The organism is Stenotrophomonas sp. YJH_SMC_32, from assembly GCF_059369975.1.
Genome location: NZ_JCAFTE010000005.1, coordinates 18,732 through 42,127 on the forward strand (window position 1 = coordinate 18,732; position 23,396 = coordinate 42,127).

At 65.4% G+C, this 23,396-nt stretch carries 27 protein-coding genes and 1 pseudogene; 14 read left to right on the forward strand and 14 right to left on the reverse strand.

Annotated elements, in window-relative coordinates:
- Positions 1–3: 3 nt before the first annotated feature.
- From AC5P7S_RS09115 to moaA, 4 genes are read right to left on the reverse strand one after another with little or no spacing between them, the layout of a single operon-like run.
- Entirely contained in the window at positions 4–264 is a 261-nt protein-coding gene (locus AC5P7S_RS09115) for a MoaD/ThiS family protein (RefSeq protein WP_005416856.1), read from the reverse strand.
- Positions 264–1,517 carry a molybdopterin molybdotransferase MoeA gene (locus tag AC5P7S_RS09120; RefSeq protein WP_095377081.1) on the reverse strand — a complete coding sequence of 418 codons (1,254 nt, stop codon included), beginning with the start codon at positions 1,515–1,517 and terminating at the stop codon, positions 264–266. Before AC5P7S_RS09120 ends, AC5P7S_RS09115 begins: the two co-directional genes overlap by 1 nt.
- Positions 1,517–2,512 carry a bifunctional molybdenum cofactor biosynthesis protein MoaC/MoaB gene (gene moaCB / locus AC5P7S_RS09125; protein WP_095377211.1) on the reverse strand — a complete coding sequence of 332 codons (996 nt, stop codon included), beginning with the start codon at positions 2,510–2,512 and terminating at the stop codon, positions 1,517–1,519. Before moaCB ends, AC5P7S_RS09120 begins: the two co-directional genes overlap by 1 nt.
- A gap of 8 nt (positions 2,513–2,520) precedes the next feature.
- Entirely contained in the window at positions 2,521–3,501 is a 981-nt protein-coding gene (gene moaA / locus AC5P7S_RS09130) for a GTP 3',8-cyclase MoaA (RefSeq protein ID WP_095377082.1), read from the reverse strand.
- Between the two features lie 194 nt (positions 3,502–3,695).
- On the opposite strand from moaA, the gene AC5P7S_RS09135 reads away from it, so the two are divergent.
- Complete coding sequence (locus AC5P7S_RS09135; protein WP_065185691.1) at positions 3,696–4,100, forward strand: ribonucleotide reductase subunit alpha; 405 nt, start codon at positions 3,696–3,698, stop codon at positions 4,098–4,100.
- On the opposite strand, the gene AC5P7S_RS09140 is transcribed toward AC5P7S_RS09135, so the two are convergent.
- Positions 4,094–4,423: a hypothetical protein gene (locus tag AC5P7S_RS09140; protein WP_019659894.1), complete on the reverse strand. Its 330-nt coding sequence runs from the start codon at positions 4,421–4,423 to the stop codon at positions 4,094–4,096. The two genes, AC5P7S_RS09135 and AC5P7S_RS09140, sit on opposite strands and share 7 nt — an antisense overlap.
- Before the next feature lie 573 nt (positions 4,424–4,996).
- On the opposite strand from AC5P7S_RS09140, the gene AC5P7S_RS09145 reads away from it, so the two are divergent.
- Positions 4,997–5,371, forward strand: a complete 375-nt coding sequence (locus AC5P7S_RS09145) for a hypothetical protein (protein ID WP_065185692.1) — start codon at positions 4,997–4,999, stop codon at positions 5,369–5,371.
- 130 nt (positions 5,372–5,501) lie between these two features.
- Here the strand turns inward: AC5P7S_RS09145 and AC5P7S_RS09150 are convergent, their stop codons facing one another.
- From AC5P7S_RS09150 to AC5P7S_RS09175, 6 genes and pseudogenes are all read right to left on the reverse strand, one after another.
- Entirely contained in the window at positions 5,502–5,777 is a 276-nt protein-coding gene (locus tag AC5P7S_RS09150) for a hypothetical protein (protein ID WP_242441294.1), read from the reverse strand.
- A gap of 244 nt (positions 5,778–6,021) precedes the next feature.
- Entirely contained in the window at positions 6,022–6,411 is a 390-nt protein-coding gene (locus AC5P7S_RS09155) for a hypothetical protein (protein WP_065196156.1), read from the reverse strand.
- Between the two features lie 487 nt (positions 6,412–6,898).
- Complete coding sequence (locus tag AC5P7S_RS09160) at positions 6,899–7,228, reverse strand: hypothetical protein (protein ID WP_005416874.1); 330 nt, start codon at positions 7,226–7,228, stop codon at positions 6,899–6,901.
- A 284-nt stretch (positions 7,229–7,512) separates the two neighbouring features.
- Positions 7,513–7,953 carry a YbbD-related protein gene (locus AC5P7S_RS09165; RefSeq protein WP_141239332.1) on the reverse strand — a complete coding sequence of 147 codons (441 nt, stop codon included), beginning with the start codon at positions 7,951–7,953 and terminating at the stop codon, positions 7,513–7,515.
- A gap of 175 nt (positions 7,954–8,128) precedes the next feature.
- Positions 8,129–8,749 (reverse strand): annotated as a pseudogene (locus AC5P7S_RS09170) (RHS repeat-associated core domain-containing protein); the annotation flags it as partial.
- A 42-nt stretch (positions 8,750–8,791) separates the two neighbouring features.
- Positions 8,792–9,178, reverse strand: a complete 387-nt coding sequence (locus tag AC5P7S_RS09175; RefSeq protein ID WP_134955521.1) for a hypothetical protein — start codon at positions 9,176–9,178, stop codon at positions 8,792–8,794.
- Between the two features lie 146 nt (positions 9,179–9,324).
- Between AC5P7S_RS09175 and AC5P7S_RS09180 the strand changes: the two genes are divergently transcribed.
- On the forward strand, positions 9,325–10,146 hold the full coding sequence (locus tag AC5P7S_RS09180; RefSeq protein WP_095377086.1) for an alpha/beta fold hydrolase: 822 nt from the start codon (positions 9,325–9,327) through the stop codon (positions 10,144–10,146).
- A gap of 35 nt (positions 10,147–10,181) precedes the next feature.
- Here AC5P7S_RS09180 and AC5P7S_RS09185 read toward each other — a convergent pair whose 3' ends face one another.
- Positions 10,182–10,976 carry an AraC family transcriptional regulator gene (locus AC5P7S_RS09185; protein WP_005416883.1) on the reverse strand — a complete coding sequence of 265 codons (795 nt, stop codon included), beginning with the start codon at positions 10,974–10,976 and terminating at the stop codon, positions 10,182–10,184.
- A 70-nt stretch (positions 10,977–11,046) separates the two neighbouring features.
- Here AC5P7S_RS09185 and AC5P7S_RS09190 point away from each other — a divergent pair, with 70 nt between their 5' ends.
- The 5 genes from AC5P7S_RS09190 to AC5P7S_RS09210 all read left to right on the forward strand — a co-directional run bounded on the left by AC5P7S_RS09190 (position 11,047) and on the right by AC5P7S_RS09210 (position 16,032).
- Positions 11,047–13,017, forward strand: coding sequence for an FUSC family protein (locus AC5P7S_RS09190; protein WP_495213624.1), 1,971 nt, complete (start codon positions 11,047–11,049; stop codon positions 13,015–13,017).
- Positions 13,018–13,021: 4 nt separating this feature from the next.
- Positions 13,022–13,231, forward strand: a complete 210-nt coding sequence (locus tag AC5P7S_RS09195) for a DUF1656 domain-containing protein (protein ID WP_005416886.1) — start codon at positions 13,022–13,024, stop codon at positions 13,229–13,231.
- Between the two features lies 1 nt (position 13,232).
- Positions 13,233–14,117, forward strand: coding sequence for an HlyD family secretion protein (locus tag AC5P7S_RS09200; protein ID WP_095377088.1), 885 nt, complete (start codon positions 13,233–13,235; stop codon positions 14,115–14,117).
- On the forward strand, positions 14,114–15,550 hold the full coding sequence (locus AC5P7S_RS09205; protein WP_095377089.1) for an efflux transporter outer membrane subunit: 1,437 nt from the start codon (positions 14,114–14,116) through the stop codon (positions 15,548–15,550). The genes AC5P7S_RS09200 and AC5P7S_RS09205 overlap by 4 nt, the downstream gene beginning before the upstream one ends.
- Positions 15,551–15,684: 134 nt before the next feature.
- Positions 15,685–16,032: an RcnB family protein gene (locus AC5P7S_RS09210; protein ID WP_065185701.1), complete on the forward strand. Its 348-nt coding sequence runs from the start codon at positions 15,685–15,687 to the stop codon at positions 16,030–16,032.
- Positions 16,033–16,083: 51 nt separating this feature from the next.
- Here AC5P7S_RS09210 and AC5P7S_RS09215 read toward each other — a convergent pair whose 3' ends face one another.
- Positions 16,084–16,401: a hypothetical protein gene (locus AC5P7S_RS09215; protein ID WP_095377090.1), complete on the reverse strand. Its 318-nt coding sequence runs from the start codon at positions 16,399–16,401 to the stop codon at positions 16,084–16,086.
- A 483-nt stretch (positions 16,402–16,884) separates the two neighbouring features.
- Here AC5P7S_RS09215 and AC5P7S_RS09220 point away from each other — a divergent pair, with 483 nt between their 5' ends.
- The 6 genes from AC5P7S_RS09220 (at position 16,885) to AC5P7S_RS09245 (ending at position 22,427) form a co-directional block, all read left to right on the forward strand.
- Positions 16,885–17,517, forward strand: coding sequence for a YbbD-related protein (locus tag AC5P7S_RS09220; RefSeq protein WP_242441295.1), 633 nt, complete (start codon positions 16,885–16,887; stop codon positions 17,515–17,517).
- 36 nt (positions 17,518–17,553) lie between these two features.
- A complete protein-coding gene (locus AC5P7S_RS09225; protein ID WP_095377092.1) occupies positions 17,554–18,084 on the forward strand; it encodes a Cif family virulence factor in 531 nt (176 codons plus the stop codon).
- 102 nt (positions 18,085–18,186) lie between these two features.
- A complete protein-coding gene (locus AC5P7S_RS09230; protein ID WP_095377093.1) occupies positions 18,187–18,861 on the forward strand; it encodes a response regulator transcription factor in 675 nt (224 codons plus the stop codon).
- A complete protein-coding gene (locus tag AC5P7S_RS09235; protein WP_095377094.1) occupies positions 18,858–20,099 on the forward strand; it encodes a sensor histidine kinase in 1,242 nt (413 codons plus the stop codon). The genes AC5P7S_RS09230 and AC5P7S_RS09235 overlap by 4 nt, the downstream gene beginning before the upstream one ends.
- A 56-nt stretch (positions 20,100–20,155) precedes the next feature.
- The gene (locus tag AC5P7S_RS09240) at positions 20,156–20,542 is read left to right on the forward strand and encodes a diacylglycerol kinase (RefSeq protein ID WP_005416899.1); all 387 of its coding nucleotides are present in this window, start codon (positions 20,156–20,158) and stop codon (positions 20,540–20,542) included.
- 73 nt (positions 20,543–20,615) lie between these two features.
- On the forward strand, positions 20,616–22,427 hold the full coding sequence (locus tag AC5P7S_RS09245; protein ID WP_095377095.1) for a phosphoethanolamine transferase: 1,812 nt from the start codon (positions 20,616–20,618) through the stop codon (positions 22,425–22,427).
- On the opposite strand, the gene AC5P7S_RS09250 is transcribed toward AC5P7S_RS09245, so the two are convergent.
- The gene (locus tag AC5P7S_RS09250; RefSeq protein WP_069138347.1) at positions 22,331–23,254 is read right to left on the reverse strand and encodes a M14 family metallopeptidase; all 924 of its coding nucleotides are present in this window, start codon (positions 23,252–23,254) and stop codon (positions 22,331–22,333) included. The two genes, AC5P7S_RS09245 and AC5P7S_RS09250, sit on opposite strands and share 97 nt — an antisense overlap.
- Positions 23,255–23,396: the final 142 nt, after the last annotated feature.

Consider the following 23,396-nt stretch of genomic DNA (forward strand, 5'->3'; position numbering starts at 1 on the left):
CGCTCAGCCCCCGCTCACCGGCGGCAGGATCGCCACCCGGCCATCGTCGGGCAGCGCCTCGTGGTCGCGCAGCACGCGTTGCTGATCGGCGAATGCCGAGTAATCCAGCAGGCCGGCACGGAAACCCGGCCAACGCAGTGGCAGCAGCTCGCGCAGCGCCTGGCGCAGATCGGCCACGGTGCCACCGGCCACCTCCACCGCGATTTCACGGCTGGCATCCAGATCGGAAAACGCACCGAACAACTGCAGATTCACCTGTTTCATCATGACTCCTGGCTCACCAGCTGCACCGGTTCGTGGTGACCCCAGCCCTGCACCCGCACGTAGGTGCCCGCGCTGGCCTGGTCTCCCTCGGCTTCCAGCACCACCCAGGCGTTGGCCTGCAGCATGGACTTCAAACGGAATGATTCCTGCCCGGACAGCACGCGCGCACTCAGGCGCCCCTGCGCGTCCACTTCCACCCGCGCCCGCGCATGGAAACGCAGGCCCGGCGGCGTGCGCACGTCGGCCTGCAGCGGCAGCGTCAGCACCGGCTCCGGCGCCAGCCCCAGCAGGCGGCGCAGCACCGGCTCGACGAAGAAACGCTGGCCCACGGCCGCCGAGACCGGGTTGCCCGGCAGGCCGAAATACAGCGCGCCATTGGGCAGCACCGCAAACAGCAACGGCTTGCCGGGGCGGATCGCCACCTTGTGGAACACGATGCGCGCACCCCGTCCGCGCAGCGCGTCGGGAACGAAATCGTACCGGCCGGCCGACACCGCGCCGGTGCTGATCAACAGCTGCGCACCCGCAGCCAGCGCTTCATCCAGCACCGCATTGAACGCGGCCACGTCGTCGCCCACCGTGCCCTGCCACACCACCTCGGCACCGGCGGCCTGCAGGCGGCCGACCAGGTATGGCCGGTTGCTGTCACGGATCTGGCCGGATTCCAGCGTCTGCGCCGCCTCGGTCACCAACTCCTTGCCGGTAGCGATCACTGCCGCCTTCGGCCGCGCCACCACCGCCACCTCGCCCACGCCGATCGCATGCAGCAGGGTGCGCGCATTGATATCCAGCACCTGCCCGGCCTGCAGCACGCGCTCGCCGTCGCTTACATCCTCGCCACGCAGGCGCACGTTCTGGCCCGGCTTCACCAATGCCTTCAGGGCAATGCGGGTCGGGCGGCCGTCCTCGCTGGCGAGGATCTCCACATTCTCGACCGGCACCACCGTGTCCAGCCCAACCGGCATGCGTGCCCCGGTCATGATTTCCCAGGCACCCTCGCCGCCTTCGGCGCCAGCATCGCCGGCCGCCTGCCAGCCCTGCACCGCGAACTCGGTACCGGCCTCGAACGTCGCGCCGTCGGCGCGCAGCGCGAAGCCGTCCATCGCCGAATTGTCGAACGGCGGCAGCGACTGCGCGCTGTGGATGTCACGGGCCAGAGTGCGGCCGCCGGCCTCATGCAGCGGCAGATGTTCAGCCGGCAGCGGCATGGCCGCGTCCAGCAGGTGCTGCAAGGCTTCGCTATAGGCAATCATCAGTGGTCACCACCCTCGACCATTGCCAGTGCGTGGCCCAGTACCGGCGCCAGGATGTCCAGGCACTGCGCCGCCGCCTTCGGGCTGCCCGGCAATGCAAACACCAGCATGTTGCCCAGCTGCACCACCTCGGCGCGGCTCAGCCAGGCCATCGGCGTGTGCTGTGCGCTGAGTGCCCGCACCATCTGCGCCAGGCCATGCACCGGCCGCGCATTCAACGAACGCAGCGCCTCCGGGGTCAGGTCACGCGGGCCCAGCCCGGTACCACCGGTACACAGGCACAGGCGCACGCCCTCGGCGGCCAAGGCCTGCAGGCGGCCCGCCAACGGCTCGATGCCATCGGGCAGTACCTCGGCGGCTACCACCTCGCCCCCCAGTTTTTCCACGCCAGACACCAGGGTCGGGCCGGACACATCTTCATAGGTGCCGTCGCTGGCGCGATCGCTCAGCGTGATCACCGCGCAGGCCGCGCCTTCCAGGCCCTTCGGCGCACGCGGCTTGAACCGCTCACGCTCGGCCTCGTCCATGCCGTCCGGGTGCAACCAGACACCGCGCTTGCCGCCTTCCTTGAACAGCAGGCGGATACCTTCGATGCGCAGCGCCGGTTCCACCGGCTTGCTCAGGTCGTACAGGGTCAGCAGCGCCGCGTTGACGCCGGCCAGTGCCTCCATCTCCACGCCGGTGCGCGCCTCGCTGGCGCACTCGCACCACACGCGGATCGCCTGCCTTTCCGGCACCGGTGAGCAGAACACCTGCACCAGTTCCAGCGGCAGCGGATGGCATAGCGGCATCAGCATCGACGCCATCTTGGCGCCCTGCAGGCCGGCAATCTCGGCCATCACCAGCGCATCGCCTTTGGGCAGGCGGCGCTCGACAATCAGCGGATAGGCCACTGGACCGGCATGCAACTCGCCCACCGCCACCGCACGGCGGCGGGTGATGCGCTTGTTGCGCACATCGGCCATATGGAAGGCCGCATTCAATTCCCCACTCATCGTGTTGCTCATCCTCCGATCGAGGCCAGGTGCGGGGTCAGCCCGGTCTGGCCCTGGTGCAGTCCATGCCCGGCCGCTTTCAGGCCAAGCTGGGTGGTGATGCGTGCCAGCAGCGCGTCGTGGTCCTCATCGCGCTGCAGCAGCGGTCGCAGTGGCACGCCGAACTCGCCGAACAGGCACAGCCGCAGGTCGCCCTTGGCGGTCACCCGCAGGCGGTTGCAGCCTTTGCAGAAGTCACGCGAATACGGCGCGATGATCCCAATGCTGCCGCGATGGTCCGGATGACCGAACTCGCGCGCCGGGCCGGCATCGGCCGCGCGCGGGCGCTCGTGCCAGCCTGCGGCCAGCAGCTGCTCGATCACCCGATCGGCGCGCAGGTGGTGGCGCTGGAAATAGGCTTCGTTGTCGCCGGTGCGCATCAGCTCGATGAAGCGCACGCTGAAGGGGCGGTCACGCAGGTAGTCCATCCACTGCGGCAGCTCGTCGTCGTTCAGGCCGCGCAGCAGCACCGCGTTGAGCTTGATCGCCGGCAGGCCCAACGCCTGCGCCAGCGCCAGGCCCTGTTCGATCTCCGGCAGGCGGTCATGGCCGGTGATGGTGTGGAAGCGTTCGCGCTGCAGGCTGTCCATGCTCACGTTCAGCGCGGTCAGCCCGGCCCGGTGCCAACCCGGCAAGCGCCGCGGCAGCAGCGTGCCATTGGTGGTGATGGCCACCTTGCGGATGCCCGGCACCGCCGCCACGGTGGCGATGATCTCGTCCAGATCCTTGCGCAGGCTGGGCTCGCCGCCGGTCAGGCGGATCTTGCTCATGCCCAGCGCGGCAAACGCACGCACCACCCTTGCGATTTCATCCACCTGCAGGAAGCGCGGGCGGCCATCGGCCTGGTAACCGTCGGGCAGGCAGTAGCTGCAACGGAAGTTGCAGGCTTCGGTCAACGACAGGCGCAGGTACGGAAAGCTGCGTCCGAAACCGTCGGTGAGTTGGCTCATGGCTGGTCCACCTTGTTGCTCCACCGTCTTGCCTGTTCCCGGAACGGCCCGGATACCCTCGCCTGCTGGAACGATTGCCAGAGTACGCGGCCTTCAGTTCCATCGGCATGACTTAAATCAATCTCGTTCGGCCCCGCGCGGCAGGCGTTGTGGCAGCATGCGGCTTTCCGTGCAGCGGGCGTGTGACAACCCTCATGATGATGAACGATTTCCAGCAACTGCTGCACGCCGCCGGCGAGCAGGCTGAACCGCAACGCCTGCTGTTCGTATTCGTGCGCGCCGAGCTGCCCGAATCGCCCACCAGCGACCAGCGCGACCGTCATGACCGCCGCGAGGGCGGCACCCTGTCGCCGGTGCTGTGCGTGGACAAGCTGCCGGCCGAGGTGCCCAGCTTCCAGGCGCTGGCGGCCGAATCGACCACCACCGGCATCGACTGGGACCTGGTGTTCGTAGCGGCGCTGGATGGCCGTGGCGGTTTCGCGCCGAACAGCGACGAAGCCGCGCGCCCGTTGCAGCTGATGGTCAACGCCATCCATGACGGTCAGATCGGCCGCTTCGCCGCCTTCGACCGTGGCGGCGAGCCCGTTCAGTTCTATTGAGCCACCAGCTGCAGGGTCAGGAAGAAGATCACCAGCACGGTGTTCAGCCCCCAGGCCACGGTCAGCCCGCGCGCCGCCACGCCCAGGTTGGGGTTGTGCGCGGTGGGCGCCGCCCGCCAGACCGCCGGGATGATCCAGCCGGTATAGAGCAGCAGCACGGCAAATACCCCCAGCAGCAGCGGGGTGCGCTGGTTGGCCAGCGCCCAGAGGGCCACCGCCCACAGAATGTTGCTGGGAATGACGCCCTGCAGCCAGAACACACTCCACAGGCGGGAACGGCCTTGGGTGTCGGGGGTGGGGTGCAGCGAAGCGGTGGCGGTCATAAGTCTCCTTCTGTTTAGGAAACGTGCTGAACAAGCCTGCGCTTGGTGGCTGGGAACGTCAACCCGAGTCGCACGTCACGCTTTGGCGCCTGTAGACGCGGGCCATGCTCGACACAGGTCGCTCCCCGCAGAGCCTGTCGTCATCGCCCCTCCCCCTTTGTTCCCTAACGCCCCCCAACCTCGACATCTGTCGCAGATTGCACGGTGCGGGCGGACCGCCGCGCCAGCCAGCGCTGGCAGTGCTTAACAGCATGGGAGAATGCCGAAAGCGTCTCCAATCGAGTGATGTTTACAACTCTTCTGATTGGCATTGCACAGCGCCAGGGGCTCAGATGGCGTGCCACCGGAAAAGGGTGGCCGGGCTTCGAACACCCGAGTTGATGTTGATGTATGCGCTTGCCAGCCGGCGCCACCTCAGCGTGGCGCCGGCTGGCAATCCGTCTGCCGGCTATGGCGGGCGGTGCGTGGGGGCCTTCGGGCCCGCCGGACTGACATCAACCCGGTGTTCGAACCACGTACCGTCCGCCACTTTTATGAGTGGCGGCTACCGATTGCCCTGCACGGAGCCTTGCCATGAACGAATCGGACTTCCCGCCTCTGCACGCCTACCGCAGCGCCGCCACTGACGACGGTTCGCCACCGGCTTCGCCTGCGATTGACCGGAACACCTTCATTGCCAACCTCCACCGCATCGGCTCCGGTGCGGCGGCCGACGGGCAGCCCTGGCCGGAGCGTCACCAGCTGCCCGGCCGCTGCCTCGCCCTGGCCGACGCCGATTGCGCATTGACCGGGTTGCGGGTGGTGCTGGAAATGCTGCTGGCGGCCGAACGCACCCGGCAGAACGGCGAACCCGGGCAGTACGTGGGCGACCGGGTGATGGAGGGGTTGGTCATGGCCTGCCAGTCGTTGTGCGCGCAGGCGGTGGGGCGCTTGCAGCCCGAAGGGTGAATGTCATGTGCAACGCCCTTCAGCGAGAACCGCCTTCCACCCGACATGCCAGCGGCGTAGCGCCCTTCGCCGAGGGAATCGCGAGTACATTCCAGCGCTCGGCCAAGGTGCGTTCGACGCGAACAGAAAATTACCGTGCCTCGGCGGGCATCTTCCCTTCAGAGAAGCCGATAGCTATCTCGAAGCGATCCAATCCGAGGTTCCCCGCCTCCAGTCCTGAGCCATCTTCCCGCTTCACTCCGACGTAGACGACAGGGCGTTTCACGTCCACCTTTGCCCTGGCAAGCTGGTGATCCGATTCAGCGCTGCAATCGAAGTACTGCATTCCTTCGTCCTTGGCGATAGAGCTGAGGGTCTGCTTGAACCGATTCACGCCCTCTTGGTCATGCACGCAGAACTGGATCATCTTGAAGGGCCGCTTTCCTACAGCCCATGCGCCGCCAGAGAATCCAGGTCCGACTCCAATCAGAAGTAGTGCTGTCAGGATCCTCACCATCATCAAGGCCCCAGTTTGCAGAGTGTGGCGGACAACGTCGCCGCAGGGCCAAAAATCATGACCCCAAACACATCTCCGCTCGGTCTTCTCAGGCCGCTTCCCTTGGATGAGGGAGACCGTGTCGGGGGTGAGGAATCTGGGCACGGAATGTCCTTCAGGGCACTGCACCCGCCATCGGCAGATGCTCGATCCGCCATGTCCTGGCGTAGATGAGAATTACGCTTCCGGTCGAGGTGGTCTCGATACGGAAACACTTCAGGCCGGACAACGGATAGCCGACCGCCTTCCAACGATCAAGAAGATGAGCAAGCCCCGGCTCGTCGTCCTCGACCCTGGCGAACTCTATTCCCTCCTCCCCCAGTACGCCGAAGTTCATGAGCGCCGAGCACCCGTAGGCTTCCGAGAAGCAGACGCTTGCCTGCCGGCCGTCCGGCCAGCGCACGTGGACCCTTACCTCGTCGCATACGCCAGGTTTGCTCCTGTCAATGTTGATGGCCAGCAACGTGGCGTCACACCATTCGAGCAAGTTGAAATCTTCATTCATCCACTGGAATCCGTCAGATGCATACGACGGAGGTGCGACCCCGGTCGCCCCTTCCTCTCTCTCACCGCTCCTGGAGCTCCCCAAGATTGAGATCCCGGGCATAGGAGCGCCGACTACTGATCTGCACCGGCTTGGGTGCGAAACTCCGGCCGTCCCTGCATTCAACGGCGAATTGGTAGCTCTGGGGTTCCGGCCCTGCAACGACCATCATGGGGACCGAGAATGTGCTTCCAACCGGTTTCGACGAAACTACACCTTCGCCCTCCCCGAGCATGCTCAGCTCACAATCCAGAGCGCGAACGTCACCCTGACCTGGCGGCACGCTTCCCGAGACGCGCACGATCATATCGCCACCCAATGTTGCACAGCCGGCCAGAACCAGACCGGCCATGACAGCTGCGGCACACCTCACCTTTGGCATCCTCGGATCCTCAGTACGCACTGCGACGTCTCACGCATACAACCATTCAGGTACGCATCAACCTCATCAATAGATACCCGCCATGATACGAATGTAGTCGTCGAGCGAATCCACCCGCCGATTGACTGCAATACCCCGTTCTTTCGCGAGCGATTGAAGCTCGAATATTAAAACTCCATACCCCGAGTCCCAGCCATCAGCTTCACCAGGCGACAGTTCCTTCGAAAATCGATCTCCAGGACGGAGCTTCCCGGAGGGCAAACGAAGCTCGTCTGCAACATGCTCCAGCAGCTCCACTACGGTTTCCTGATCCAGGCCACTGTCCGCATAGTATTGGTCATAGAAGCCAGTTGGCGACAGCGCCTCTCTTTCTCTCATTTTTTCTTTCATTTCCATTCGCCTCCATCCACCGCCTGCGCTGCAGCCACAATAGAGCATGGAGCCGATATCCCAGATCCCCTCCCATACAGTCGTCACCACGGCCACGCGCCCCAGGACCTGCCGGAACCTGCGATGCTCTGACAGCGCCTTCCCATTCGCGAACATGGTCAGTGGCGAGGTCGATGTGACCCATGCCCGACCTCGACGCTCGGCCGGAAAGTAGCGAATCAGGCACCGGGAAAGGACATCGCAAGGTGCCAGCCACGCATTTCGCTTCCCAGGCGAGACCGCCCAGCCACTTATAGCGCTATTCCGCTGTAAACAAGGCCCAGCTCTTCATCGCGCATGACCCAGCGGCCAACATTTCCCTCCGGACACAGATAGAACTTGCCGCCATGGCTTGACGCTCGCGACCACGCGTTGCGGGCAAACTGAGGAAATCTCCGCATGACTCGCGCGTCGGACATCTCCGGCCTGCTCACCAGCCTACATTCTTCGGGCAAAGCAAGAACGCCGCTGGTCAGGCGGAAAACCAGCCACGATTCATTTGTGTCCATGTCGTGCGACTCGCGTATGTTGACTGCATCCTCTGGCAACCATGAAGGCAACCATTTCGATTCACCGATTGCTTGCCTTGAGACGGCTTGATTGCGGTCTGCATACTCGGTGCTGGCAACTTCCATGCAACCAGAAAGTGCGATTGACAGCGTCACGATTGGGAGCAGCTTGGGGGCGTACATCTGAGGCATCCGAGTCATCAGCAAGGGAAGTTTCCACCGGGTCGATAGCTCCCGCACATCTGCGAGCAACTCCGCGTACGGCTCATTTGTCCAGATGATCGTCCGAGGCGGTTTGCCAGCTGATCCGCAGCGGAGTCAGCGGTGGAGTCACCCTTGATGTTTTGATCGAACCACTATAGTTGTAAAGCAACCCGCTCGCATCCGTGGACTGCTGGCCCGGGAAGCGCAGTGCCAGTTCGAACGCCACACCATCCCCGTCCGGGTCGGCACTCGGAATCTGGTTGCCGAATACCTCGCTCTTGTTGCTCCACTCCCAGATTGCAACATTCCGCACCGGATCGATCACCACGCGCGGCGTACCCAGATGATCTGGTTGGACGTAGGCCAACTCCGGCACGCCGGTAGCCGGCACATTGATCAGCGCCACCGGGTAGTTATCCAGCCAGATGGCCTGCTGCTGCGCCTGGCCCGTGGCCGAGTAGTTGCCCAGCCACTGTCCTGCCTCGTCGTACAGCGTGATCTGCGCCGCGCCACCGGCCGGGGTGCGCAGCACGCGCTCACCGCGATGGTTGTAACCGTAGCTTTCCAGCACGGCATCACCCTGCCTCACCGCGTTCATGCGGTTCGCATCGTTGTAGATGAACGTCTTGCTGCCGATGCTGGTGGTATTCCCCGCTGCGTCATGGTTGCGCACCTCGCCATCCACCGCAGCCAGGCGATGGCTGGTTGGGGGATAGGTGTAGCTGGCGGTGCCTGCCGAAGTGGAAAGCGGGGTGCGATTACCGGTGGAGTCAAAATTCTCAAGCCCCCTCTTCGAAGAGGGGGCTGAGAAGGCACGCTACTCTTGTGATCCACCAGCCAAATGCTGCTTTCTCCTCAAGGCAACGAGAAAGAAGGCTGTCGCAGCTAGCAACGCGCCACACGCATCCCAGATTCGGTCAAGCCACAGCATCAAAGTGAAAATGGCCAGCCACATTACAGATAGTGCAAGAAACCATCCGCGCGTCAGCTTCATAGGGCTCAATACACAGTTTGAATTCCAACCATAGCGCAGACGATACCCAATGCAACCTAATAGATTGCCGGCATCCCTTCCTCCAACTGCTGCAACGCCGGCGACAAAGGGCAAAAGCAGCGTCAGATCCGACGCACCAGATGCCGGCAAGGTCAGCCGCGTTGATAGGGGGGGGCGGAAGAACCCGCAGCGCAGGCGCAGCGACCTCATGCACCATGACTTCCTGCACAGGGAGTAGGTGTTATACCTCACTACATTACCAGCACGACCCGTCGCGAGGTCGGCAGGCTGTGGCACTCCGCTGCAGACCTGACCCATCGGAAGGACTGGCACGCGCACGGCCCAGGGGAACGGCAATGAAGAGCAGCCGAGTGACGTTGTGGGCGCTGGCCGCGATGATGGCCGCAGTGGGCACCGCGCACGCAGGGGAAATCCAGGTGGATCGAGGCGCTTACGCACTGCAGGCCGAAGAAACGGGGTCAGGCCCGATCACCGTGGTCTTTGAATCCGGTTTCGGCCAGGGCGCGGGCGCCTGGAAGGAGGTGGTCGCGGGTCTGGGGCGCAACTATCACAGCATCACCTACGCCCGTGCAGGACTCGGCAAGTCCGGCAGCGACGGTCACCCCAAGCGCATCGATGCGCATCTGGCCGACCTCACGGCCGTGATCGATACGCTCGCTCCCGGTCGCCGCGTGGTGCTGGTGGGTCATTCCTATGGCGGCCTGCTGGCCACTGAGTTTGCACGCCGCCATCCGGAGCGCCTGCAGGGCCTGGTGCTGGTGGACCCGGCCACGATGGGGCAGCGCCATGCGTTCAAGCAGGCCGACAGTGCCCGCGTGCAGGCAGACGATGCCCAGCTGCGGGCGATGCTGCCGCCGGCCATGGCCGCCGACTACGCCGTGCTGACCGAACAACTGGATGCACCCGGTGCGGAGACCCCGCGCACAATGCCGGACGTGCCGGTGGTGCTGCTGACTGCAACCCAGCTGGCTGCCGAACCGTTGTTCTTCGAAGAAACCGCAGCGGGCAAGGCGCTCTGGAAAGCACAGCACGCCCTGCTCTTCTCGGGGTTCACGCGCGGTACGCATCGCTACCTGGCAACCGGCCACACCCTCCAGCGCGAGGACCCTGCTGCGGTGGTGGCCGCGATTCAATCGGTCTCCGACACCTCCAAGTAGCCGTTCCAGGCAACGGCTTCCCCCGTTGTTCCCCGCTACTGCCCGCGCAGGCGCACCGCGAAGTACCGCGCCGGGGAAAGGCCAAGTGCTTTCTTGAACATCGTGATGAAGGCCGTCACCGACTCATAGCCCAGCGTCTCGGAAACGCGTTGTACCGGTGCACCGGCGGCGAGTTCCCGAATGGCGATGAGCAGGTGCAGCTGCTGCCGCCAGCGCCCGAAGGACAAGCCCGTTTCCCGTTCGATGAGCCGGGTCAATGTGCGCTCGCCCAGGGCCAGGCGCACCGCCCACTGGCTGATAGTGCTGCGATCTGCCGGATCCGCCGACAGCGCCGCCGCCAACGCCCGCACCTTCGGGTGATGGCTGACCGGCAGCGACAGATGCTCGGCCGGCATCTGCACCAGTTCGTCCAGCAGCACCCGCGCCAACCGGTCGGTGTGGCTGCCATGCGGGTAGTCCAGCGGCGCGTCGGCCAGGTGCAGGATCATCTCGCGCAGCATCGGCGAGATCGCCAGCGTCACGCACTGCGCCGGCAGGTCGACGACGCCGGGCTCGACGAACAGGTAGCACAGGCGCGCGTTGGCGGTGGCGCGATTGCTGTGCGGCATGCCGCCCGGGATCCAGACGCCACACTGGGGCGGCACGATCCACAGCGCGTTGGCCACTTCGCAGGTCACCGCCCCATGCAGCGCAAGAATGAGCTGGCCCTTTCGATGCTCATGCACCGGAATTTCCGCGTCGTGCTCGGCCACCTGCAGGCGGCTGGCGACCGCCGGGCGATCGGTCTCGTCCGGGTCCAGGTCAAAGCCGGGGAGCGAAATGCGAGCCATTCTCACATTGACCGGTTTTAGCGATTGATTGTCATTGTAGCGAAATTCGCCAGTGCGGCCGATCACTAGCATGAGCCGCATGCCCTCCCCTACCCCTTTCCGTCCCCATGTGTTCCAGGCATTCGCCCGGTTGAAAAGCCCTGCCCTCAGGACCGACCAGGAAGCAGTGCTGTTCTCGCTCAAATGCCTGCTCGCCGCGTCACTGGGGCTGTATGTCTCTCTGCGGATCGGCCTGAATCGCCCGTTCTGGGTGATCGGCACGGTCTATCTGGTGTCGCAGCCCCTTTCCGGGGCAACACTGAGCCGCGGCCTGTTTCGCCTGCTCGGTACCGTGGGTGGGGCCGTCGCCACCGTCGCGCTGGTGCCACGCTTCGCCAATGCCCCCCTGGTGCTGAGCGCCGCGCTCGCCACCTGGATGTCACTTTGCCTGTATCTGGCAATGCTCGACCGCACGCCACGTGCCTATGCGTTCCTGCTGGCCGGCTATACCACCAGCCTGATCGGGTTTCCTGCGGTGATGGTGCCGGCAGACGTGTTCACCATCGCCATCACGCGGGTGCAGGAAATCGCCATCGGCATCCTGGCCGCAACGCTGGTCCATGGGCTGGTGCTGCCGCGCCGGGTTTCGTCGCGCGTGCACGCACGGGTCGCTGCCGTGCTGGATGACGCGGAACGATGGACACGGGACATGCGCGCCGGCGCATCGGACACGGTGCTGGCGACGGACCGCTCGAAAGTGGCCGCCGACCTGCTCGAGTTGCATGTACTGTCGATCCACCTGCCCTACGACAGCGCCCACGGCGTGGCGCAGGTGCAGATCCTGCGCGCCCTGCACGACCGGATGCTGGACGTCCTGACGCTGTCCAGCGCGGTGGAAGATTCCATCGACCGGCTGCGCTCACCCCAGGCCCGCGCGATGGATTCGCCTGGCTGGCGCGAGCTGATGCAGACCGGCCTTGCCGTGCAACAGGCCGAGCTCGACCTGGCCCACGCCGACTGCCGCGTGCTGCAGGCACAACTGCACATTGCCCGCCCCGACTGGCGTCTGCATGTACCTGCCCGCCTTGCGCGACATGTGCAGGGTGCGGTACTTCACCGGGATCATCGGCTTGCCCTGCGCAGCGCGCTGGGCGCGTTCGTCGGCATCCTGCTGAGCTGCGTTCTGTGGATCGTTACCGGCTGGTCGGACGGCGCCACGGCGGTGTCCATCATCGGCACGGCGTGCGTGCTGTTCGGCACGATCGAAGCGCCTGCGCCGCATGTCATGCGCTATCTGGTGGGGTCGTTGATCGGCGTTGCCGTCGGCCTGCTCTACGGTCTGCTGATCTTCCCCGCGCTGTCCGATTTCGTCGGCCTGATTGCCGCGCTGGCGCCTGCGCTGCTGCTGTGCGGATCGTTCCTGGCCCGGCCTCCCTTCATCATGGCTGCGCTGGGTGTGGTACTGACCTTCCCGCTCATCGCCGGCCTGGGCGCGACCAATACGGTCAACATCGTCGGCGCACTCAACAACAGCGTTGCGTTGTTCATCGGTACGACGGTGGCACTGTGCAGCATGCAGCTGTTCCAGACCGCCGATGCGGGCCGCAACCGCGCACGGCTGGAGCGTTCGATCCGTCGGGATATCGCACGACACGCCGCCGGACAAGGTGATGTGACACGCGCCTGGCTCAGCCGCATGCTGGATCGAATCGGGCTGCTCGCTCCCAGGCTGCAGGGCCGTTCCAGCGCCGCGCACGACCTGCGGGCATTGTTTGCGGATGTTCGTGCGGCACGTGCATCCAGCCAACTCCGCGCACTGGACAAGTGCCGGGACAATCCGCAGGTCCGGGCGCTTCATGCACTGCTGATCGAACGCATCGCCGAGCATTTCAGGGTTCGTGCCCACCCGCCGCGCCGTATCGACACCCATCTTCTGGAAGTGCTGGACCGAATGCGCGAAGCAGTGGTTACCAGCAGTGGGGCTGATCGGGAGCATCTGTCGCACCTGCTCTGCGGGTTGCGCCGCGACCTTCTCGTACCTTTGTTCACCCACCGGCGCTGACCTCATGCTTCCTGATCTTTCGATTGACGGCGTGCTGATTCCCGGCCTGCTTGCGGTGGCCGTCGCCGCGCTGGCGCTGTCGGTACTGACCTCACGTTTCCTCGCCAGCCTCGGTCTGTACCGGTTGTTCGCCGCGTGGCCACTGGTGGGCCTGTCCCTGTTCGTGATCCTGGCGGAGCTGATGATCCGGCTCGCGCCCCTGTTCGAGAAATGAGATGAAACACACGCTTGCTGTCATCGGGCGCTGGAGCGCAACCCTGATGGTGTTCGCAATTGCCGTCGTCGCTGCACTGGCCATCTGGCATCGCTACGAAACACGCCCGTGGACGCGCGATGGTCGGGTGCGCGCCGACGTGGTGCGCGTTGCGTCGGACATGGGGGGGCTGGTGACCCAGGTGCTGGTGCACGACAACCAGCGGGTCAGCGCCGGACAGCTGCTGCTGGTGCTGGACCAGCCGCGCTTCGCTGCCGCACTTGAGAAGGCCGACGCAGCGGCCAGCAGCGCACGCGCCACGCTGGCACTGGCCCGCCGCGAATCGACGCGGGACAACGCACTGGGCAACCTGGTCGCTTCGGAAACCCGCGAACGCAATGCCGCCAAGGTCGATACCGAGCTGGCCGCCCTGGCGCAGGCGCGGGCCGAACAGCGCGTTGCCCGGCTCAATGTGCAACGCACCGAGGTGCGTGCGACCACCGATGGCATCGTCACCAACCTGGACCTGCACGCGGGCGACTACCTGCAGCCGGGGGCACAGGCGCTGGCGCTGATCGACACCCGCAGCCTGCGCATCGAGGGCTATTTCGAGGAAACCAAGCTGGCCTGCATCACCGAGGGCGATGCCGCCGTGGCCCGGCTGATGGGCGACGACCACGACGTGCGCGGGCACGTGGATACCATCGCCGCCGGCATTGCCGACGATCAGCGCTCAAGCACCCACAACCTGCTGCCGGCGGTGGCGCCGACCTACACCTGGGTGAGGCTGGCACAGCGGATCCCGGTACGCATCCGCATTGACGATGAGCGGCCGGATACCCGCCTGATCGTCGGTCGCACTGCGAGTGTGACCATCACGCCCTCGGCACAGGGAACCTGCAAGTGAGCCTGCGAACACTACGCGGTGGGCTGCTTGCCCTGCTGCTGCCGATGACGGCCTGCGTGTCCGGCCCCGACTATCACCTGCCTGCGAATGCCGTCGCTGCCTCCACACGCGCGGCGCAGGCGTTCGTCTCGGGCCAGGAGGCATCGTTCAGCCACGACCCACCACCGGATCGGTGGTGGGAACTGTATGGCGACCCTCAGCTTGACGCCTACGTACGCGAAGCACTGGCGGCCAATACCGACCTGCGCGCCGCCGATGCCAACCTTCGGCGCGCCAGCGCGACCGTGCTGGAGTACCGCGCGCGCGGTGCCGTGCAAGGGGACGTGGATGCATCGGGCACGCTCGTCCATGCCGGTGGCTACACCCAGGCGTCGGCCGCGCCGCAATCCTATGCGCTGGGCCTTCGCCTCTCCTATCCACTGGATCTTGCAGGCGGCATCCGCCGCGGCATCGAAGCCGCCAACGCCGACGCGGAGGCCATCGCTGCGGCACGCGACCAGGTCCGCGTGGTGGTCGCTGCGGCTGTCACCCGTGCCTATCTCCAGATCTGCACAAGCAATCACACGCTCGCTGCGACCCGGCATGTGCTGGCGATACAGCGCGCCACGCTGGAGGCAACCCGTCGCCTGGCTGCAGGCGGGCGTGGAACGGACTTCGATGTCAGCCGTGCCGGAGCCGCGGTCAACCGCAGCGCGGCGGCGGTACCGCACCTGCTGGCAGAACGCCAGGCCGCACTGTTCGAACTGGCCGCACTGATGGGCAAAGTCCCGGCAGACTATCCCAAGGAAGCAGGAGGGTGCCCACAGCCCCCTGAGCTGCAGCAGGCATTGCCGGTCGGTGACGGCTGGCAGCTGCTCCAGCGGCGCCCTGACGTACGCGCAGCCGAACGCAGCCTGGCCGCCGCGACTGCAATGATCGGTGTCGAGACGGCGGGTCTCTATCCGCAGATCACCTTGGGCGCCTCTTCGGGCGTGGCTGGCACACCGGCGCATCTGCTTTCCGCCGACAGTTTCGGGGCGAGCGTCGGGCCGCTGCTGTCATGGCACTGGCCCAACCGCCGCGTGGCCAAGGCCCGCATCGCAGCGGCCGGTGCCAATGCAGATGCGGCTCTTGCTTCCTTTGACGGCGCGGTGCTGCAGGCACTTCGCCAGACCGAGACTGCGCTTTCTGCCTGCACGCAGGCGCTTGAACGCGAGCGCAGCCTGGCACAGGCGCATGGGGACGCAGCGCGGGCCGCGGGACAGGCGCAGCTGCTCTACCGTTTCGGCAGGATCGATTTTCTCGATGTGCTTTCGGCCCAGGCCGCGCTGGCAGATGCGGAGTCCGCATTGGCCGCATCGCGCGCGGACCGGGTCGATCGCCAGATGGATCTGTTCCTGTCACTGGGCGGCGGCTGGGGCGCATTGGGTCCGGCCCCGGACGGGGCCCGTTGATCCTTTCCGGGGCGGCGACTGCACGTCACGCTGTGTGTTCAGGAAAGTGCCGCGCACACCCGTATTCATTCACGTTGTCTGCCCTATATTCCCGCCACAGCGCCGCATGCTGCGGCCATGACGGAGGCACATCCATGAAGACCACACGTTTGCTTGCCATCGCTTTGACCACCGCCACCGCGTTGGCTGCGGCCCCCGCCTTCGCCGATCCGCCGCACCACGCCCGCGGCAACGGCCCGCCGCCGCATGCAGGTGGCCCGCACAACCGCGATGCGCCGCCGCCGGGCTGGCAGAAGAAGGCCTGGCGTCGTGGCGACCGCCTCCCTTGGGCCGAAGTGGACCGCCGCTACTGGGTGGACGACTACGCGCGCTATGACCTGCGCGAGCCGGGCCGCGACCGGCGCTGGGTCCGGCAGTCCGATAACGAGTACCTGTTGGTGGAGATCGCCACCGGGCTGATCATCGACGCGCTGCATCGCTGATACCTCCTGCGGTGTCCCTCCGCGCGGCAGAACGCCGCGCGGAGAGATACTTCACGACCTGGGCTGTGACGATCGGCGGCGCTTATGCCCCCGACGCTGTACCTGCCTTCGCGGCCGCCGGGCATGCATGCCCTCCCGCAATGCGATATACGCGCACATCAGCGCTGTGGCAAACAGTCCCATCGCCACCAGCAGTTCGAATCCCCGATCACCGAAGAGCAGGCGGAGGGAGACCTCCAGTGAGCACAGCCTGCCACAGCGCAGGCCCTGCTCGTTGAAGCCATGGATGAGCACCAGCACGCCCATCAGCCCGCACAACGCCATCAGGGCCAGGCTTGCGATGAAGATGAAAGGTCGATGGATGCGCATGCGTTCGTCGCGGTCTTCTAGGGTGACGTCAAGCGCGACGTTGTGAGCACGCGATCGGAAGCATCCAGCTCCACCGACCAGGCTTCGGTATCCAGGCCCAGCCGGTTCTCATACCACCATCGCTGCGCACAGCGACCACTGCATCCACGGCTGGCATAGCGGGTAAAGGGAGCAGCGGCGTGCTCCACCACGTCAGGTTGCCCCAGCGCCTGGAGTACTCCGGCCTTGCCCGCCCCCGGCCGAACCGAGGCAAGCGCGCGGGAATGCCACGCCGAGATTGCCGAGCAACCGGCAACGTACGCCAGGAACAGGCCGGCAAGCCCCCACATCAATGTCCTCATTGACAGATCCCCTCCTGCGCCGCGCGCCCGCGCATCATCCGCGCAGACCTTCCTCAACGTCAAACCGGCCTGTTGCGGCGCCCGTCATCCGTGCTAGCGTGCGCCGACCGATGATTCAGGATGAACACAGGGACGCCCGTCGATGGCAGGCAAGAGCCGGAAGGACAGGATCGCGCAGGAGATCGGCCTGTTCATGCAGCAGTACGCGCGCAAGGCGCAGCGCCATGCAGAACCCTGCGACCGGCCGTACGACCGGGGCTGGGAGAGCGGCTCAAGCGCTTGCCGCCCTAGGAAGTGGGTAGGCTGCTTTCCGCAGAGCATGACGAGGATGACCAGCCCCGTTGCATGGGCCAGGCGCGCCATTGTCGTGACGTTCTGTAGCGCGCTATGCGCCTGCGGTATGGTGATGGACAGTTCGTTCGACACCCTGCAGGAGGCGCTTGACTCCGACAGGGTGAACAAGGGGTGGATTCCCGGCTGGGTGCCGCAAGCGGCAACCGATCTGCGCGAGGTCCATGACCTCGACTCCAACACCAGCGCGCTGGCCTTCACCAAGCCCCCTGCGATACCACTGCAGCTGCCTGCGGATTGCCAGGCGACCACATTCAACAACAGTGATCCTGTTGCATTCAATCGATACTGGTGGCCTGGCAACGCGACGCTCAGTGCGTCGTACCGTGTCTTTCGCTGCGCGCCCGAATCCGGAAAATCCGTCTTCTTCGCCGTCAACACGGCCGAAGACCACGTGCTTTTCTGGCGAACCGACGCGCGGTGATGCGCGAGCGCCACCTCACTCCTCCCCAGGACCCCCATGATGCCCAAGGCACGTGCACGCTCCGCCGCCCTCGCCCTTCTGCTCCCGGCGTGGCTGCCAGTCATAGCCGCGCAGAACGCCCCTGCCGACGTCAAGGCCATCGAACAGGTGGTCGAATCGTTCCGCACCTCGCTGATCAACAAGGACAAGCCGACCTACATGAGCCTGTTCTTCTCTGACAAGCCGGAAGATATCGGCTGGCAGTTCGTTTCCGAGGACGCGCGCCTGCAGGACATCCGCAAGGCCAAGCCCGATGCGATCAAGGCGCGGCAGATTCCCGCCAACAACTTCATCGCGCTGATTGACGGGGCGGTCGCCTCGCCGAAGCCGAAGGAGGAAAAGTTCTCCAACACGAAGATCGAAACGGACGGCGATGTGGCTTCGGTGTCGTTCGACTACAGCTTCCACGACGATGGGGTGAAGACCAACTGGGGCAGGGAAATGTGGCAGCTGGTCCGGACCGAGCAAGGCTGGAAGATCTTCTCGGTGATCTACTCGATCCGCGATTCACGCAGCCCGGCCGATTGAACGTCTTGAGGACGCCGAGCGCGGATTGCGATCCATTCAGCCAGGGCATTGGCATCCGGCAAGGGATCGGGCAGAGTTCGGCCACGCGCAAGGACGCTCGCAATGACCCGCCTGCTGATCATCGAAGACAACCCCGAACTGGTTGCCAACCTGTACGCCTTCTTTGAGCCACTCGGCTATGTGCTGGACGACGCCCGTGACGGCGCCAGTGGCCTGCGTCGGGCCACGCAGAACGACTACGATGCCATCCTGCTGGACCTGATGCTGCCACGCCTGGACGGGATGGCGCTGTGCCGGAAGCTGCGCCAGGAGTTCCAGAATCCGGTGCCGGTCCTGATGCTGACGGCGCGCGATCCGGTCGAAGACCGCGTGCAGGGCCTGGCGCTGGGCGCGGATGACTATCTGGTCAAGCCCTTCTCGCTGAAGGAGCTGGATGCGCGGATCAAGGCCCTGGTGCGACGCGCCCAGGGCCGCCAGGTCGACAGCGTACTGGCGTGGAAGGACCTGCAGGTCGATACGCGGTCGCCGCAGGCCTGGCGGCAGGGACGCTGCATCGCGCTGACGCCCACCTCGCACAAGCTCCTGTTGTGCCTGGTACGCGCGGCACCCGCCGTGGTCCGCAAGCAGGAGATGGAATACCTGGTCTGGGGCGACGAGCCACCGGACGGCGGCGCGCTGCGTACCCACATCCATGAGCTGCGCCTGCAGGTGGACCGCAGTTTCGACACCACGCTGATCGCCACAGTGCACAGCGTCGGCTGGCGCATGCCGGCGTGACCCCCGCCGCTCTCTACCGGCGCCTGACCCTGCGCACCCGCATCACGATTTCGTTCGTGCTGCTGATGGCCGGCGCCATGGGCTTCATCGTTCTGGCCGAACAGGTGGACTACGACCAGGTACGGGCCGCCGTCGTTGGACGCACCCAGGACAGCCAAGTACGCCGCCTGCAGGACGAACTGGCTCGTGGCCAACGCCCCGCCCTGCCCTCCGGCAGCGCACTGTACGATGCCCGGAACGTACCTGTGGTGCTGCGCCAGTATGGCCTGGGCTACCACGGCGAAGCAGCACCCAACGAGTGGCACCTGCGCGTGTTCGACAGTGGCGGACAGCGCTACTACCTGCTGCAGGACGCGGCGCCTTATGGCTATCTGGAATACCTGATCAACGCCTTTGCAGCGCTGGTCATTTCGATCTGCGTGCTCGGCGCCTTCCTGATCGGTCGCAAGGTGGCGTCGCACGTCATCGCGCCCATCACGCAGTTGGCCGATGCCGTGCAGAGCGGGCGGAAGCCCTTTCCCTGCCAGGACGCACGCGACGAGATCGGTGTTCTGTCCCGCGCCTTTGCCCGGCACAGTGATGAACTGGAGCGTTTCCTTCACCGCGAGCAATGCTTCAGCGGCGATGCCAGCCATGAGCTGCGTACGCCGCTGGCCATCATCGGCGGCGCTGCGGAAACCCTTGCCTGCCAGCTTCCTCCTGACAGCCATCTGGTTCCCAGCGCGGAGCGCATCCTGCGTACCACCCAGGAGATGCAGCGCCAGTTGTCCTGCCTGCTGTTGCTCTCACGTTCCCCCGGCTCAGTCCCGCGCAGCGAGGTGGCTTTGCGTCCGTTGATCGAGTCCTGCGTGGAGCGCTGCCAGCCCTGGCTGGCCGGCAAGCCGGTCGGCATCACCGTTGATCCCGGTCGCGAGGTAACGATGCACACCAATCCGGACCTGGTACACAGCGTGATCTGGAACCTGACGCGCAACGCCTGCCAATACACCGAACAGGGCAAGGTCCGGATCACCCTGGACACCACCGCACTGATCATCGCAGACACCGGCACCGGCCTGCCCTCCAGCATCGACCCGCAGCAGTTCCAACGATTCGTGCCCGGGGCACCGCACAGCGGCGAAGGATTGGGACTATCCATCGTGCAGCGCATCGTCGAACACCTTGGCTGGACAATGACGGTACAGTCCTCGGAGCGCGGCTGCCGGTTCGCCCTGCACTGGCCTGCGGCCCGCATCTGACGTATTCCTGACAGCGGCGTGCACATGCTCGGGGTTGCCCCAACCTCGAGAACGGCATGCAGCACCCCAAGCACAGCGGCAAGTATCCGCACGGCAAGACCGGCCTGAGCCGCATCTTGCACACCCTGGTCCATTCGCGCGATGGCTTCATCGCGACCTTCCGCGGCGAGGCCGCCTTTCGCCAGCTGCTGCTGCTGCACGCGCTGTTGATCACTGCGGCGTTCGTGCTGGACATCAGTACAACCGAGCGCGCGTTGGTGCTGGCGGTCTGCTTCATCAGCCTGCTGGTGGAACTGCTCAACTCGGCAATCGAGGCCGTGGTTGATCGCATCTCGCTGGAGCAGCACCCGCTGTCGAAGAACGCCAAGGACATGGGCAGCGCCGCACAGACCACCGCGTTGTTGATGGTCGGCGCGGTGTGGGGCGTGATCCTGCTGGGCTAGGCCGGCAATCCTGACAACTTCCTGATAAGGCCGTTTCGATACTGCGCGCACTCCTGTTCCGCGGACCCTGCTCGTGCGTCAATGCCTCCGTTTTCCACGGCCCCATCCGATCATCCTGGTCTGGGCCGCAGCGTTTTTCTTCACCACGATTGGAAACATCGCCCTCTGGAAGTCGCTGTGGGAACTGACCGATCTCAACGGTGTGCGCAGCATCCTGTTCCTGGCCAGCCTGCCGCTGGTGTTGTTCTGCCTGTTCAATCTGCTGCTGACGCCATTGCTGGCACTACCCTTCGTGCGCAAGCCGCTGCTGGCCGTACTCATCGTCACCAGCGCCGCCTGCAGCTATTTCATGCTGCACTACAACGTGCTGATCGATCGCAGCATGGTGCAGAACGTGTTCGAGACCAATCAGGCCGAACTGAACGCCTATCTCTCGCTGCCGCTGCTGTTGACCCTGCTGGCGCTGGGCGCGATGCCCGCTGCAGGGCTTGCCCTGGTGCGCACCGCCAGCGGAGCGGGTTCGATACGGTCACTGCTGGTGTGGCCGGCCAACGTTCTGGCGTCACTGGTGATGCTGCTGGTGATCGGCTTTGCGTTCTACAAGGACTACTCCTCACTGCTGCGCAATAACCGCCACATCCGCGACCAGGTACTGCCGTTGAACGTGATGCGCCATACCCACGGTTACCTGAAAAGCCTCCATAGCACCCGCCAGCAACCGCTGCGCCCGATCGGCACGGACGCGCGGCGCATACCCGGCCCGCGCCCGAAGCTGGTGGTCATGGTCGTCGGCGAGACCGCGCGGTCACAGAACTTCCAGCTCAACGGCTACCCACGCGCAACCAATCCCCGGCTCTCACGCACGGAAGGCGTCATCAGCTTCAGTGATGTCTCCTCGTGTGGAACCGCAACGGCCATCTCGGTGCCGTGCATGTTCTCGCAGATGACCCGCCAGCAATACGACGACGTTCGCGCGGCGACCGAGGAGAACGTGCTCGACATCCTGCAGCGTACCGGCGTCAGCGTGCTCTGGCGCAACAACAACAATGGCGGCTGCAAGGGCGTGTGCGAGCGCGTGCCGACCGAGGACATGCCTGCGCTGAAGGTGGCCGGCCAGTGCGTCAACACCGACGGTACGTGCTACGACGAGGTGCTGCTGCACCAGCTCGGTGCACACATCGATGCATTGAGTGGCGACGCCCTGGTCGTGCTGCATCAGCTGGGCAGCCACGGCCCGACCTACTTCGAGCGCTATCCGGCTGCCTCGCGGGCCTTCAGCCCGACCTGCGACAGCAACCAGATCCAGCATTGCAGCAACGAGGCGCTGGTCAACACCTATGACAACACCCTGGTGCATACCGACCGGGTGCTGGCGGAGACCATCGACCTGCTGCAAGGCTATTCGGACCGGCGCGACGTTGCGCTGATCTATGTGTCCGACCACGGCGAGTCGCTCGGCGAACGCGGCATGTACCTGCATGGCACGCCCTACTTCATCGCCCCGCGCGAACAGACCCAGGTGCCGATGGTGATGTGGTTCTCATCGGACTTCGGCCGCAACGCGGGCCTGGACATGGCCTGCCTGCGTGGGAATGCGCTGCAACGGGCGCACAGCCACGACAACATCTTCCACTCGCTGCTGGGCCTGTTCGGGCTCAGCAGCACGGTGTACCAGCGTAATCTGGATGTGTTTGCCGGATGCCGCCCGTCGGGTTCGCCGGCTGTGGCCGCCACGCCGGCGAAGAAGCGGCACCGGCTGATGCCGGTCACCGCCCGCAACGTGGCGCGCTACTGCGCCGCCAGGGCGAAATCCAGGCCCGCACACACCGCCGCCACCTGGGCGTCGTTGCATTCCTGCGGGTTGGTGCGCGGGCTGTCCGGGTAGACCTCGGTGGTGGTCGCAAAGCGTGCGTCGGTGAAGCCGGCGCAGGCGCCGATCGAACGCGACTCGCCCCAGACCACGCCCGGCGACTGCAGCGGCAGGCCGACCAGGTTGCCGTCGGCATCGGCCGGGGCGATGTGGGTGATGGGCGCCACTGCGGCAATCAGGGCCTTCTGGAACTCGGCCTGCGGATCTTCGCTGTTGCCGATCACATAGAAGCCATCGGGAATCGTGTCGCGCTCGAACGGCTTGCCGTCGCGCGCGCAGCGCGCCGGATCGAACTCGTTCAGGTCGCTGTCGGTGGTCTCGTGCAGGTCCAGGTGCACCAGCAGGTTCGCCTTGCGCTCGCCCACCCAGGCCATCAGTGCGGCGGCTTCCTTGATCTGGCCGCCGTCACGGAAGCTGCGGTTCGGATCGATCGCATCCGGGTTCCAGCGCTGGATGCGCTCGTAGCCCCACGGGCTGACGCACGGCGCGACGATCAGGTTCAGCCGGCCCAGGTAACGCTCGGCCTGCTGTTCCAGGAACTGCAGGGCGCCGTGCACGCCGCTGGTTTCGTAGCCATGCACGCCGCCGGTGATCAGCGCGGTCGGCAGCGCCGGGTTCCAGTCGTGGTTGACCACGGCGAACAGCGGGTAATGGTCCGGTGCATAGTCCAGCTGGCCGTACTGGATCACGTCGAAAACGCTGTCGTCCAGGCGCTCAAGGGCGGCCACCACGTCATCGTGGTAGCTGCGCTGGCGCTGCTGGCGGGCCCGCCACTGTGCGCGTTCCGCGTCGCCCCAGGGCTGTCCGGGGGTGCCGATCGGGTAGAACTGCGCAACAGTCATGGGGGTACTCCAGGGGTCGAACGGGGGGATGCAGCCGGACATTCTAAGCCTTGTCGCGCCTGTGGGTACCGCCACCCAGGCCCCGCCTTCATCCAGCCGGGGTCATCTGGTTGTAAAATCAACGGTTTTTGGCCCCTCACCC